The following is a 12558-nucleotide window of genomic DNA, read 5'->3' as shown; positions in this document are numbered from 1 at the left end:
GGGTCGAGCGGGCGGACGCCTGGCCGGACCGGCGGGACCGTGGGAGGCAGCGCGCCCCGAGTCACGCTCGTTCAACCAGCGTGCGGAATGATGCGGCGATGCCAGCCTCTCCCAACTTGGTCAAGGACCTGATCGCCCTGGCGGTCGAACTCACCTGGTTCTTTGAGTCCTGCGACGACGGAGACCTGAACTCTGACGGCGCGGTTCGGCAGATGGAGTGGATCGCTCACGTGCTCGGCCAGCAGAACCGAGACGACCGAGCATTGATCCTCACGGTCGTCCGCGAGATGGCAGCCAAAGAACAGAGGCCGGGGGCCAGGGAGTTTTTGGAGACGTTCCCCGAGAACATGGGACTGCTCGAGACAACGCTGGCTGAGGCGGCGCAGGCGGCGGGCCGCGCCAACGGCGCGAGCGCCGCCCTTGATCACCAGGGACGTGTACGGGCGTCTGTTCGTGGACGACAAGCGTGCGGCGGCCGTGGGGATGAGTAGCGCCCTGTTCGGAGACTGATCCGGGCGCGTGGCTCCCACCGTGGCTCCCACGGCACAGAAAAAGGCCCCTTCCATCTCTGGAAGGGGCCTTTGACCTGTGGTGCAGCCGGAGGGATTCGAACCCCCAACCTTCTGATCCGTAGCCACTGGCAGGACCGCGCTGGGCCGCTCCACCCCAGCTAAAGCTGTGTGTCAATGATCGGGTGCGTAAGCCGTTGTGTGCCTGTGCTGCTGTACTTTTCTGCTGTACAGCAGACCCGACGGCAGCGCTTTCACCCGGGTAGTCTCCCCCTCGCCGTAGTTGAGCCGACGTGAGCGCGGAGACCCTCACCTTTCGCTCTGCCTGAGCTTCCCGTGTGTCGTCCTCCGCGCACTGCGCTGCCAAGCCTCCTGACGCTGATCATCCGCGCGGATGAGTGCTTTGGTCCGCGGCGCGGACGACGCCCAGACGGCGGGCCACCGGGGTCGCGGTCAGCCCGTACAACGTCACCGTCACGACGATCACCAGGAACGTGACGGGCAGGATCTTGGAGGCACCACCGATTCCCTGCGCGGCGAGCTGGACGGAGAACGTCGAGGCGGTGGCGGCGGCGACGATGCCGCGCGGGTCCATCCACCCGATGAAGCACCACTCGCCGGTCGTCAGGCCCGTCCCGCGCGTTGCCAGGTAGGCCAGGAGCGGTCTGACGAGCAGGACCAAGGCGGCGACCAGTCCCAGGGTCGGGAGCGCCACATTGGCGACCGACTGTGGCGTGATCGTGGCCGAGATGGAGATGAACAGGAGGCCGATGATCAGCTGGACGAGCGTCTCGGAGACCGGCCTGCGTGCGGGGAGGTCGAACCTCTTCAGGTTGGCCACGGCCAGTCCCATGATGATCGCCGCCAGCAGGCCGGTGTCCTCGCGGGCGATGTCACATGCGGCCGCCACGCCGATCACGGTGGCGATCTGTGTGGTGGTGGCGAGCACCTCGCCGAACCGGAGCGATCGCATCAGCAGCCACAGCAGTCCTGTCCCGATGACGCCGCCAGCCAGGCCGACTCCGATGCTGAGGACGAACTCCAGCACGTGGGCGCCGGAGCCTATGCGGGCCTTCTGGAGGACGGCGCCGAACACCACCGCGCCCAGGATGCCGCCGATCGGATCGACCAGTGAGCCCTCCCAGACCAGGATGCGCCGCACCCGCTCGACGGGTCGGACGAAGCCGAGCAGCGGGCTCACCACCGTTGGGCCGGAGACGACCAGAATGGCCCCCAGCATCACCGCCGCGCCCGCCGACAGGCCGAGCAGCGGCGCGGCCAGCAGCGCAGCGGCCGCCATCGTGCCCGGCACGCCGAATACGATCAGCCTGACCACGATGCGGCGGGTATCTCCCTTCAGCTTCCGCAGATCCAGTCCGAGACCGGAGTCGTAGAGGATCAGCGCGACCGACAGTGACACCAGGGGCTCGAAGGCCGCCCCCAGCAGCCGGTGCGGATCGATGTCATCGATCAGCGCACCCGCGACGAAACCGGTCGGCAGCAGGACGATCAATGCGGGGATGCGCAAGCGGTCCGCCAGGAGCTGAGAGGCGACCGCGAGTGCGACGGTCAGCCCCAGCCCAAAAAGGATCTGATCGGTTGTCATAGCGCCCCCCTGGCCCCGCGTTCACCGGCCCTTGCGGACGCGGCTCATCGGAACGGCGTCAGCCGATCACAACGACGAATCGCGCACGCTCAAAGATCGTGGGCGACCTGCTGGCCGCCGACGCCGAACCCCTCCCAGCCCCCAACTGAGCCCGCCAGCATGCTGCGCACCGAGCAGGAGCCCCCACCCGACCCCGCCCCGGGCGCGAATCCTGCCGCGGACCTGGCCACTCAGATGACCGGTGACCACGCCAATATTGGCAACGCTCCGAAACTTAGACGCTACTGGACGGAGTATCGCCAGGTTGGCGCGGACACACCATGACCTGGTCTTTGTCCAGGACGGCCCAGCCGGATAGGTCGGCCAGGAAGCGGGCGAACTCGCTTTTGCCTGATCCGGCGTAGCCGCCGACCAGGATCAGGACGGGGCCGGCGCCTGCGTTGGCGACGGCGCGGCTGTGCCGGGCGTTGGCGATGCGGGTCTTGAGCGCGTCGCCTCCGGGGAACAGGCCCGAAAGGTCGAACGGGGCGTCATCGGTGGCGGGCTGGTCGCCTCGGGCGTGGGCGGCCATGCGTTCCAGGACCGACAGTTGGATGTTGTGGGCGCGGGCGATGTAGGGCAACCAGTCGTCCGGGACGCGTTCGCCGCGTTCTCAGCGGGACACCTCGTTGCGGGTGAGGGTGGCGGTTCCCGCCAGCTCGCACAGGAGGGCCGCGTGGGCGCGTTGGCTCTTGGTGCCACGTAGGCGCGCAACGTACGCGCCGAACTCTCGTCGTCGCTCGGTGCTCATCCGGCTACCTCCGTCTCACAGTCTGGCCCCTTCCTGGCCCCCTCTCGGGCTCCTTTGCCGAATGCGGTGACGCGCGACCTTGGGTGATGTCGTTTCCACACTGCACAACGGGTCTGGTGATCACTGTCCGGATCCGTGCAGCCGATGTGAGGTCATCCGCGATGGACATGCGCACACGCTCTCAAGACGAGGATCTGGCCCGGCTCCGAACCGACTTCGTCGGTCACCGGATCTGGCGGTCGGTCCGTCAGGACGGACGGCTCGGCGACTGGGTCGCCTCCCTGCACGACCCGGACGCCGGAATCGACCCGACGGTGATCCGGGGCGGCCCGGATGCGCTGCGTGAAGCGCTCACGGAAGAGCGCGAGCGAGTTCGGAAGATCAAGGAATCCGGTGACGGGGCTTAATGGTGCACCCGTCCCGCCACCGGACGGGGCCGCAAGGGAAGGGGCGACCTCGTGGGTGGAGGAGACAGCGCGGTCGATGAACGACCCCTCGGGTTCGTCGGCCGTGCTGTCTCCAACCGGCTCGTTCGCTGAACGTTGGCGCTTCCGCTGGGCCTGCCGTCGCCTCGACAAGTTGGCGCGTGACCTGGGCCTTTTGGGGTGGGGGACGGAGCGGCGATACGAGCAGATGCCGCCGGTGCTTCATGTGTTCGCGCCTGATGCGCCGATCGTGGGCGACAGCGTCACGGTCGTTCGGGGGGCGCTGTACTGGTGGTACCTGTCGAGCACGGGGGCGTGGCTGGGGCCGTGCTCTGAATCGTGGCGCGCGGCCGATTCTGCTACCGCGCTGCTGGCCATGTGGGGAATCGAGCCCCGGGGGTATGGGGGCTGGCGCTGACCTGGGCCTCGTCTTACGGCTTGATGGTCTCGATGATTCTCCGGGCCGCCTCGGCAGGCTCGGACTCGTCGGTATTGATGGTGAGGTCGAACGGCTTGGTCTCGCCTGCGGTCTGGAGATCGGCGTACGTCTCGTCCCACGCCTGTAGGCGTTTGGGGCGGTCTGCGTCGCCCCGTAGGCGGGACCGTTCGGCGCACACCTCGCGAGGTATCCATAGGAGGACGGCCGTCCATGCCAGCGGGACCGCTGCGCGTAGACGTTGCAGGTCGGCGACGTTGCCCATGTGGGCGACGGGGATGCGGCCGGTTGTGGTGAGCGCGTCGACGTCGTCGCGGTCCACGGCGTAGCGGTTGCCGTAGCGGTGGGTCTCGACCAGAAGGCGGCCCGCCGTGCGGAGGGTGTTGAGGTCGTCCGGGGAGACGTAGCGGTAGCCGGTGCTGCGGCCGGCTCCGAGCTTGAGCTTGGTCAACAGCGTGAGGCGTTCGTCCTGGCGGGCCAGTGCGGCCGTGACCGTGTCCTTGCCGCTGGTGGGTGGGCCGTAGAGGATCACGCCTTGCCTGGTCACCCGAGGATCTTACGCAGGGCCTCCCGCGTCTGGTCGGCGATGCTGATGGCCGCGCCCTGGCGGTTGTCGATGGTGAGGTGGACGCTGGGCGGGCTGGTCGCTGTGTCGATGCCGCGGGCGTAGTCGTCCCAGTGCTCAAGCTTCCACGCGTCGCGGGGGGCGTCGCGGAACTCGATGTACTCGCGCATCGAATCGATGTCGCAGCGGACCCAGATCGCGGCCACGCCCATGCCCTTGGCCTTGCACCGGTTGGTGAGCCGGTTGAGCCATGCGGGGTCGTTCAATTCTGTGATGAACGGCGCGGTGAGGATCGTGGAGATTCCGCAGTCGATATTATCGAATGCGGTGTCCATAGGGCATTTGCACTCCAGCGGCCTCACTTCGTTGAGATAGAGATCGCTATGGCGGTCGTGCTGATCACCTCCGAGCGTCGCGAGGACTTTTTCACCGGCGTAACCGCCGACCAGGACGAGAACCGGGCTGTCGGTCCCGTCGGCGAGGACTCGTCCCCGCCACGCGTCGACCACCCGGTTCTTGAGAACGCTTCCGGCGTCTGCGTCGCGGGCCTGGCTGCCGTCCGTCATACATCCACCTTCACATCCCCCATTCGAACTGGTCGAGCGCCCGATATGAGCCGCTTTACAAGTAAATCGAAAGGGTCGTCAGATGACTGTGACAAAGCAGCGCCCCGGCCGGCAGCCCCTCAGGCTCCGTGAGCTACGCGAGGCGCACGGGCTGACTCTTGAGACGGCCAGATCGCCGGGACGCTGCTGCGCGAAGCGGACGGGTGGTGGCGCGGCGTCGCCCCCGACGGCCGGGTCCGCAAGTTCTTCATCGCCCCCGACGAGGACGGCGACCCTCGGCTGATCGCGGCCGAACGGCTGATCGGCCCATGAGACCCCGCGGCCCCGGGTTTGCTGGCGCGCGCCCGGGGCCGCGGCACCAACCGATGCAGCGCGCCGAAGGTGGTTCGCATGACCATCACGACCGACATCCCCGCACCGACGCGGATCGAGCCCGTCGCGTTCCTCGAACTGGAGATCACCCGGCGGTGCACGGCCGCGTGCTTGCACTGCTATAGCAACTCCGGGCCCGCGGGCGGCACCGGGACCATGACGCCCGCGGACTGGACGCGGGTGATCGAGCAGGCCGCCGCCCACCCCGCCATCGACTCGGCATCACCGACCACAACGTCGACGACGCCCGTCCGGTCGGCCGGGCCCTCGGCCGTGGTGCGGCCACGTCGGTGCATGACCTGTGCGGGTCGTGCGGGCGCGGCCGGGCGGCGATCGACACGAGCGGGCGGCTGATGCCGTGCGTCCTCGGCCGTGCGTTCGATGCCGGGAACGTCCGCGACGCCCCGCTCGCCGAACTGCTGGCCGCCGACCGGTGGAGTGAGGTGGTCGCGTCGATCCCGGGGAAGGCCGGTCGGTGCGGTCCGGCGGACAGCAACGACTGCGACCCGGCAATCTGACGGCCATGGACTGGAAACCGCACGCCGCGCGCCTCGCCGAGCAGGTCACGCACGCCACGTCCCGGTGGCGTCCCGTCATCGCCTCGGTTCCGCGGCACGAGTTCGTTCCGCGCTGGTGGGCGTGGGCCGCGCCCGCGCCGGGTCTGTACGGAGCGGCGACCTGGGACCTGGTCGACGGCCCGGCCGACGAGGGCGGCTGGCTGACGGCCGCCTTCACCGACCGTTCCCGTGTCACCCGCGTCGGCACCCGCCACGCCGACGACGCCAAACCGGGCGAGCAGACGGCCGGGTCTCCGACCTCGTCGGCGACGCTGCCAGGGTTGCTGGTGCACATGTTCCGGCACGCCCGCCTGGCCGACGGCCTGGACGTCCTGGACGTGGGGACCGGGTCGGGGTACGGGACCGCGCTACTGGCCACGCGCCTCGGCGACCGGCACGTCACCTCCGTGGACGTGGATCCCTACCTCGTCCAGGCCGCCGCCGAACGGCTCGACCGGACCGGGCTCCGGCCGCAGGCGTGCACGGTCGACGCGACCGAGCCGGTACCGGGCACGTTCGACCGGATCATCGCGACGGTGTCGGTCCGCCCGGTCCCTGCGTCGTGGCTGGCCGGGCTTCGGCCCGGCGGCCGGCTGGTCACCACCCTGGCCGGAACCTCCCTCATCCTCACTGCCGACTCCACCCCCGACGGCGGCGCCGAAGGGCGAATCGAATGGGACCGCGCAGGCTTCATGACCTCGCGCAACGGCCCCGACTACCCGCCCGACGTGGTCGCGGCGATCGCCGCGGCGCACACCGCCGAGGACGAGGACGTCGCGGCGGGCCGGTACCCGGTGGTGAACGTGATGGAGGCGTGGGGGCTGTGGTCGATGCTGGGCGTCACCGCGCCCGGAATCAACTGCGACTACCGAGAGACCAAGGGCGGCGACCGTACCGCGGTCCTGGTCCACGATGACGGGTCGTGGGCCCGCGCGACCGGCCACCCCGACGGCCCGGTGACAGTTCACCAGGGCGGTCCGCGCCGACTGTGGGATGTCCTCGACGACATCCGCGCCCGGTGGCTCCGAGACGGGTCGCTGCCCGTGCACGGAGCCCGCGCCACCATCACTCCGGACGGCGTGATCCACCTGCGCCGGGGGTCCTGGACGGTCACCCTCACCTGATCCGTCACGGCCCCGGGGCGCATGACCGCCCCGGGGCCATGACGTCAGGCAACGCCGCGAGCAGTTGGCCAGCAAGGCGAGGGGCACGAGGGTGTTCTTGAGGGTGGTCAGCACTGGGGGATGGCCGCGGGGGACATGACCGTGGCGGTGGTGGCGCACGCCTCCGGACTATGACTCAATACATATGCTCAATCACTCTCCGAAATCACTGGAGGCGAAATGCCGAAGTCCCTCGAGCCCCGCGACGCCGGTGCCATCGACGTCACCGCCCTGAACCTGGTGCCCTCGGAAGCGCCGAACTACCAGGCGGGTAGCTGCACCATCTGCCACTGGGGCCTGACCGCTATGTGCGACGACTTCAGCACCCAGGCCTGACCGACCGGCGAACACGGCGGTCCGCCCCGACCCGCCAGGGCCGGCGGCGGACCGCCACCGGCCCCGCCCTCCCGTCGAAGCGAGAGGACGGGGGCGCCCGCGCGGGGAGCGTCGCCGCCCACGGGGCCAGGCGGCCGAGAACTGCGCCGGCGTCGGGACGGTAACCCCGCGCGATACCCGCAGTCCAGGAATGACGAAAAGCGCCACACCCCCGCAGGGATGTGGCGCTTCCTGTCGGTCGGCTTCTCTCCCGGTAGTGCGTTGTCCGCACCGGGTTGGGTTGGGGACTACGCGACGTAGACGCTGGAGCCGCGCTCCTGGACGGTGCGGCCTCCGGGAGGAACCACGGCCAGCATCTCGCGGGTGCAGTTCGGGCTACTGAAGATCAGGGCATACTCGTTGGTCCGGTTCTGGAGGATGAGCGGCCGGGTCTGGGCCTTGATGCAGCCGCTCGGGTTATGGACCACCTGGCCGCCGCCGAAGACGAGTTCTCCGTGCGCGGCGGAGGCCGTGCCGGGCGCGGCGAGGGTGAGCGTTCCGGCTACGGCGAGGGTTCCGAGCGTGGTCGCGACTCGTTTCATGGTGACTCCTGAAGATCCGAAGCGGCCGGCAATCCACCAACCATCACAAACAGTATTGGAACATTAACAGTGAGTCACCGAAGTTCGGTTCGGCCGGTCGAGCTCCTGCCTGTCGACCACGTCGGTCGGTCGCCTCGGCGGAGGCTAGGTGAATCTTGCCGAACCGCAAGTCATGGCGACTCTAAGTCATCCTTAAACTACTGATTGTCATCAAGGGGAGGGTTGATCATGAAACGTATCCTCATCGCCTCGATCACGGTCGCGGTGGCGACCATGATCACTGCGGTTCCGGCCAGTGCGGCACCGTCGATCACCGCCGAGCAATGCATACAAGGCGGAGGTCATGTCACGGGTTACTTCGGGACCTGCGTAGGCGGAGTCTACGACGGCTACCTGATCGACCGCTGACAAGCGGCGGCTCCCTGATCACGAACGAGATCAGGGAGCCGAGTTTGCACATGCAGGACCCGCACAGGGAGCCCACCACCAACACCGACCGCCTCGCCACCCTCCGACGAGCACGCGTCTGCGCCCAGATCAACGCCAGCAAGGCACAGGCCAACCTCGCCCTCGTCGACCGGCTCATCGAAGAGGAGGCCACGGCGCGCGGTCTGCCGCCCAGCCCGCCGGCCCCGCCCGCACAGGAACGTGCCAATCGGATCTGGCTGGCACGACTCGGCGCACTCGGCGTCGTCGTCCTGACCCTCGTCCGCTGGAGCCATGGACACTCCGTCCAAGCCGCCGCACTCGTCGCCGCCGGCACGGCCGCCGCTGGCAGCATCGCCGTCGCGCCCCTCGTCGCGCCGCTCGCCGTCGACCTGCCCCGGAACAACCGCGGCGAACCCGCGGCCCCTCGGCCGATCGACCCCGCCGACCCGCCCCCCGAGCCGACGCCCGTTCGCCCGTCCCGCACACCGAGCTCCAGCTCGACTCCGAGTCCTTCTCCAAGTCCGTCCGGCACCCCGTCGCCCGCACCGAGTCGGCCCACCTCCAGCCCGCCCTCGACGGCCCGCCCACCCGCCCCGTCGTCCGACTCCGGCCCGTCGACCCCGTCGACCAGTCCGCCGCCGGTCGACGAAAGCACCGGCGGAGACTCCCAGGGACCGAGCGACCCGGCCAGCCCGGCCAGCCAGGTCAGCCAGGTCAGCCCACCATCCATGACCGAGCCGCCCGGCCGGGCCGGCATGTCCGGGTTGTGCGTGGCCGGCCCGGAGCTGCCACTCCCCATCGGGACCCGGGTGCTCTGCTAGAGCCGGTCGCCCAGCGACGCGCGCCGTGACGCGGCCACCGCGCGCTTGCCCGCGGTGGCCTTCGCATAGTGGTGGGCCATCGCGGGCGACGACCAGCCGAACAGCGTCATCGCGTCCTGGATGCTGCCGCCATCCTCGTACCAGGCGTCCACAGCAAAGTGCCGGAGTTGGTGCGGGTGAATGCGAGGGATGCCAGCCTCGTCACAACGCCGCTCGATCATTTGATAGATGCCGGAGGCATCGAGCGGCTTGCCGCACCAGCCAAGCCACAGCAGCGCGGGGCCGTCGGAGTCGGGGTCCTTGGCCCGAGCCGCGAGGACGAGCGGATGCCGGGGACGGGCACGCAGGTACTTCGACAGCGCCTTGCCGGTCTTCGCGCCGAACCATCCAGTTGAAGAACCGGCGCAGGGAGCGGAACCGGTTCGCGGCGGTCGTGGTGGAGTGCCGGTCCAGGACGGTGAGGAGGTAGTCCTGAACGTGCGCCTTGGTCATGTCCTCGAACGTGGCGCCGTCATGGGTGGCGTGGTCGCAGCCAGCTTCGCACCAACTGCCGGCGGTGAACTCGGCGAGCTGCTCGGCGGCCTCGTTGTAGGACTGGATGGTTCGGGGGGGATCCGCTTGGCGGTGCGCAGGTCGCGCTCGAACTCCCGCCAGGTCAGTAGATCGGCGTGGTTCATGGCGAGATAGTAAGCACCCACTATGACCAAATCAGAAGGTGTTGGAGCAATGTCCCTCAACGACGAAGGCCCTGGCCCCCGCAGTATCGGGAGGTCAGGGCCTGTCTGGTGCAGCCGGAGGGATTCGAACCCCCAACCTTCTGATCCGTAGTCAGATGCTCTATCCGTTGAGCTACGGCTGCCAGCCGGGGTTAACTGTACCGGCTCCGGGGGGAGGTTCGCGAATCGGTTGCCAGGCTCGCGTCGACCTGGGGGGACGGGTGTGCGTGCTCTCGGGGGAGAGTGCCTCGGATCGGCTCGCGACCTTGGGCAGGCGCCGTAGCATCGCGCGCTGATGGAAGGACGCGGGTCGACGGTGTTGGCCGTCCGGACGCCGGCTTTCGCGGCATCGGAGGCGCGACCCGCACGACGGGGCTAGACTGGGCTCCCTGACCCCAGGCCGGACTTTGCTGGTTGGTACGCCGAACCGGTAGTCTGTGCCGAGCCTCAGGGCTTCTGGAGGATTCGCCTAGTCCGGTCTATGGCGCCGCACTGCTAATGCGGTTTGGGTTTACCGCCCATCCGGGGTTCAAATCCCCGATCCTCCGCCACCAGCAACGCCCCCGCTGAGCAACACGTCAGCGGGGGCGTTTGGGCTTCCTGTGTGGGGGCCCACCTCGACCAATGGGCATGTACAACTGGGTCTGACCGGCTCGGCATGTCCGCGCGGGCGGGCTTGGGGCGAGGCGTTGCGAAGCGCGGGGGACGCCGGTGGGTGCGCTCAGCGGTCGGAGGGGCTTGGACCATCCTTCCGCCGCCGATGTACATCCCCATGTGGCGCAGGTCGCGTTAGAAGAGGATCAGGTCTGAGGCGGTACCGGTGTGCCAGTGTTTGGACGGGATTCCGGTCCAGTGCGGCCTGCCGATGCGAGCCGGCGGTCTTGACGGCGCCGAGCGCTCCTGTGCCCAGGTTCGGCGTGGGTCGACCATTTGCTTCACCGAGGCGCGAGGAAGTCGGCCTGAAGCGCCGCCAGGGTCGGTTCATCGAGGATGCCATGGGCACCACCATGTTTCCCGGTCGGCCGGCCTCGTCGAGCTGCCGGCCTCCCCACCGTGGCGTTCGCCGCCCGCAGCGCTCTGACGAAGCCCCGGCGTCGGTCTCGCGGTGTGGTTATTCGTAGCCCGCGCTCACGGAGGTCCACTTCGAGCAGACCAGCACGCACGAGCGGAAGGTGATCGTGGTGGACTCGTCGAAGCTCTTGTTGACGTAGCCCCAGTTCATGTAGCCGACTTTTGCCGTGATAGTCCCGCTCCGGCCGGTGCTGGACTTCCACTGGACAAAGGGGGACTCGCCCTCCTTTTCGATGTCCTTGATGTAGAAGTACTCGCCGTACGGCTGAAAGCAGCCGAACGCGCCGTCACGGGTGGTGCAGCGGAGCCAGTAGTCATGACTCGGAGAGCCCTTCTTGGCATACTCCTGCCCGTCCGACGCGCTCGCCGGGGGCGCCGTCATCGCGATCGAGGCCATCGCGGCGGCACCGGCTCCCATCAGGGCGAGCGTTCGCTTGACACGCACGCGTCTCTCCTTTCCGTAGTTTGGCTGACGGGTCGAAATTAAGCCAGGTTCCTATCGATACGCTATTGATTCCTTATTTGTGAATATGCACCTCGGAGGTGCTTATCGTAGAAGCGGTCGGGGTCAATGTCGCGCGGGCTTGTCCAGCCGGAGGGAGCCGGGGGTGTGGTCCGGTCGGTGCGGACGGCGGAGGAGGCGGGGGCGGACGCGGCCCAGGCCCTGGAGCGGACGGGGCCGCAGGGAGGACGTGTCGTACGGGCCGGCGTCGTTGAGGGCGGCGGCGAGTGCGCCGTCGACCAGGACCGCGCCCGGGTAGGCGGTCGCGGTGAGGCGGGCGGCCAGGTTGACCGGGGTGCCGAACACGTCGCCGAGGCGCATGATGACCTCGCCGTACGCCATCCCCACCCGGACGCGCGGGAAGTCGGGATCGGCCTCGAAGCGCTCGGAGATGCGCAGGCCCGTCTCGGCCGCTGCGGCCGGGTCGGAGACGACGAAGAGGATCTCGTCGCCGAGCGTCTTGACCACCCGTCCGCCCTGGTCGGCGACGGCCTCGGTGGTGGCGGACTCGAATCGCTCGATGAACGCCGCGAGCGCGTCGCCGTCCATCCGGCGGCTCAGCCGGGTGAACGACACCACGTCGGCGAACCCGACCGCGAGGTTGGCGACGCCGGCGGCCGGGTCGGCGCTCGCGGTGGCGGTGGACGCGGCAGCGCGCATCCCGGCGGCGGCGAGCTGGCGGCGCCAGCCGTGCAGCAGCAGCCGTTCGAACGCGGGACGCAGCTCCTCGGTCGCGGCCAGCGCCGCGGTCACGATGTCCTCGGTGACCGGCTCGTCCGGCGGGATCTGCTCGGAGAGGCGGCGCAGCCAGACGTCGCTGAGCCAGCTCGCCAGGCGTCCCATCGTCTGGCCGACCGCGCGGACGAGCTGCACGACCATGTCCTCGTCGATCAGGTCGTTGCCGAGCAGCTCCCGGATCTCGCCGAGCGCGGCCACGTCGCCGTCGGTGAAGGCGCGCTCGTCGCCCGCGGGCGCCGGGAAGCCGAGCGCCTGCCAGATCCGGCGGGCCTGGTCCTCGGTGACCCCGGCCAGCACCTCGATCTCCTCGCGCGTGTAGCGCACGGGTCCGCCGAGGAGGGTCTCTTCGATGTCCTGGGGGTCCGCCACCGGCCA

Annotated in this window: 17 protein-coding genes, 2 tRNA genes and 1 pseudogene; 9 read left to right on the top strand and 11 right to left on the bottom strand. The window is 69.1% G+C overall.

The features are described 5' to 3' along the window. Positions 1-116 precede the first annotated feature (116 nt). Complete coding sequence (locus QP090_RS15805) at positions 117-491, top strand: hypothetical protein (RefSeq protein ID WP_285939617.1); 375 nt, start codon at positions 117-119, stop codon at positions 489-491. 400 nt (positions 492-891) lie between these two features. On the opposite strand, the gene QP090_RS15800 is transcribed toward QP090_RS15805, so the two are convergent. Together QP090_RS15800 and QP090_RS15795 are read right to left on the bottom strand one after the other, a co-directional pair. Next, complete coding sequence (locus QP090_RS15800) at positions 892-2115, bottom strand: cation:proton antiporter (RefSeq protein WP_285939616.1); 1224 nt, start codon at positions 2113-2115, stop codon at positions 892-894. A gap of 274 nt (positions 2116-2389) precedes the next feature. Continuing rightward, entirely contained in the window at positions 2390-2737 is a 348-nt protein-coding gene (locus QP090_RS15795) for a P-loop nucleotide/nucleoside kinase family protein (RefSeq protein WP_285939615.1), read from the bottom strand. Between the two features lie 329 nt (positions 2738-3066). Here QP090_RS15795 and QP090_RS15790 point away from each other — a divergent pair, with 329 nt between their 5' ends. Both QP090_RS15790 and QP090_RS15785 read left to right on the top strand, forming a co-directional pair. Then, positions 3067-3312, top strand: a complete 246-nt coding sequence (locus QP090_RS15790) for a hypothetical protein (protein ID WP_285939614.1) — start codon at positions 3067-3069, stop codon at positions 3310-3312. Between the two features lie 76 nt (positions 3313-3388). Beyond that, complete coding sequence (locus QP090_RS15785) at positions 3389-3748, top strand: hypothetical protein (RefSeq protein ID WP_285939613.1); 360 nt, start codon at positions 3389-3391, stop codon at positions 3746-3748. A gap of 13 nt (positions 3749-3761) precedes the next feature. Here the strand turns inward: QP090_RS15785 and QP090_RS15780 are convergent, their stop codons facing one another. The 3 genes from QP090_RS15780 to QP090_RS15770 form a co-directional block, all read right to left on the bottom strand. Further along, positions 3762-4313, bottom strand: coding sequence for a nucleoside/nucleotide kinase family protein (locus QP090_RS15780; RefSeq protein WP_285939612.1), 552 nt, complete (start codon positions 4311-4313; stop codon positions 3762-3764). Further along, positions 4310-4897, bottom strand: coding sequence for a P-loop nucleotide/nucleoside kinase family protein (locus QP090_RS15775; RefSeq protein WP_285939611.1), 588 nt, complete (start codon positions 4895-4897; stop codon positions 4310-4312). Before QP090_RS15775 ends, QP090_RS15780 begins: the two co-directional genes overlap by 4 nt. Before the next feature lie 491 nt (positions 4898-5388). Further along, positions 5389-5565 carry a hypothetical protein gene (locus tag QP090_RS15770; RefSeq protein ID WP_285939610.1) on the bottom strand — a complete coding sequence of 59 codons (177 nt, stop codon included), beginning with the start codon at positions 5563-5565 and terminating at the stop codon, positions 5389-5391. On the opposite strand from QP090_RS15770, the gene QP090_RS15765 reads away from it, so the two are divergent. The 3 genes from QP090_RS15765 (at position 5560) to QP090_RS15755 (ending at position 7325) form a co-directional block, all read left to right on the top strand. Beyond that, positions 5560-5787, top strand: a complete 228-nt coding sequence (locus QP090_RS15765) for an SPASM domain-containing protein (RefSeq protein ID WP_285939609.1) — start codon at positions 5560-5562, stop codon at positions 5785-5787. The two genes, QP090_RS15770 and QP090_RS15765, sit on opposite strands and share 6 nt — an antisense overlap. A gap of 5 nt (positions 5788-5792) precedes the next feature. Beyond that, a complete protein-coding gene (locus QP090_RS15760) occupies positions 5793-6950 on the top strand; it encodes a methyltransferase domain-containing protein (RefSeq protein WP_285939608.1) in 1158 nt (385 codons plus the stop codon). 219 nt (positions 6951-7169) lie between these two features. Next, positions 7170-7325, top strand: a complete 156-nt coding sequence (locus QP090_RS15755; RefSeq protein ID WP_285939607.1) for a hypothetical protein — start codon at positions 7170-7172, stop codon at positions 7323-7325. A gap of 287 nt (positions 7326-7612) precedes the next feature. Here the strand turns inward: QP090_RS15755 and QP090_RS15750 are convergent, their stop codons facing one another. Beyond that, positions 7613-7906, bottom strand: coding sequence for a hypothetical protein (locus QP090_RS15750; protein ID WP_285939606.1), 294 nt, complete (start codon positions 7904-7906; stop codon positions 7613-7615). Positions 7907-8134: 228 nt separating this feature from the next. On the opposite strand from QP090_RS15750, the gene QP090_RS15745 reads away from it, so the two are divergent. Together QP090_RS15745 and QP090_RS15740 are read left to right on the top strand one after the other, a co-directional pair. After that, the gene (locus tag QP090_RS15745; RefSeq protein ID WP_285939605.1) at positions 8135-8314 is read left to right on the top strand and encodes a hypothetical protein; all 180 of its coding nucleotides are present in this window, start codon (positions 8135-8137) and stop codon (positions 8312-8314) included. A 44-nt stretch (positions 8315-8358) separates the two neighbouring features. Next, the gene (locus QP090_RS15740) at positions 8359-9156 is read left to right on the top strand and encodes a hypothetical protein (RefSeq protein WP_285939604.1); all 798 of its coding nucleotides are present in this window, start codon (positions 8359-8361) and stop codon (positions 9154-9156) included. Here the strand turns inward: QP090_RS15740 and QP090_RS15735 are convergent. The 3 genes and pseudogenes from QP090_RS15735 to QP090_RS15730 all read right to left on the bottom strand — a co-directional run bounded on the left by QP090_RS15735 (position 9153) and on the right by QP090_RS15730 (position 10015). After that, positions 9153-9503, bottom strand: a complete 351-nt coding sequence (locus QP090_RS15735) for a tyrosine-type recombinase/integrase (RefSeq protein ID WP_285940095.1) — start codon at positions 9501-9503, stop codon at positions 9153-9155. The two genes, QP090_RS15740 and QP090_RS15735, sit on opposite strands and share 4 nt — an antisense overlap. 37 nt (positions 9504-9540) lie before the next feature. After that, positions 9541-9756 (bottom strand): annotated as a pseudogene (locus tag QP090_RS37660) (hypothetical protein); the annotation flags it as partial. Positions 9757-9939: 183 nt separating this feature from the next. Further along, positions 9940-10015: transfer RNA gene (locus QP090_RS15730), tRNA-Arg, on the bottom strand. A 315-nt stretch (positions 10016-10330) separates the two neighbouring features. Here QP090_RS15730 and QP090_RS15725 point away from each other — a divergent pair. Beyond that, positions 10331-10423: transfer RNA gene (locus QP090_RS15725), tRNA-Ser, on the top strand. Between the two features lie 560 nt (positions 10424-10983). Here QP090_RS15725 and QP090_RS15720 read toward each other — a convergent pair. Beyond that, on the bottom strand, positions 10984-11388 hold the full coding sequence (locus tag QP090_RS15720; protein ID WP_285939603.1) for a hypothetical protein: 405 nt from the start codon (positions 11386-11388) through the stop codon (positions 10984-10986). A gap of 123 nt (positions 11389-11511) precedes the next feature. Beyond that, positions 11512-12552 carry an adenylate/guanylate cyclase domain-containing protein gene (locus tag QP090_RS15715; RefSeq protein ID WP_285939602.1) on the bottom strand — a complete coding sequence of 347 codons (1041 nt, stop codon included), beginning with the start codon at positions 12550-12552 and terminating at the stop codon, positions 11512-11514. Positions 12553-12558: the final 6 nt, after the last annotated feature.

The sequence above is a fragment of the Actinomadura xylanilytica genome, from assembly GCF_030283145.1.
Taxonomy (GTDB): Bacteria; Actinomycetota; Actinomycetes; order Streptosporangiales; family Streptosporangiaceae; genus Spirillospora; species Spirillospora xylanilytica.
Note: the sequence above shows the minus strand (reverse complement) of the source record. Positions and strands in the feature narration are given on the sequence as shown.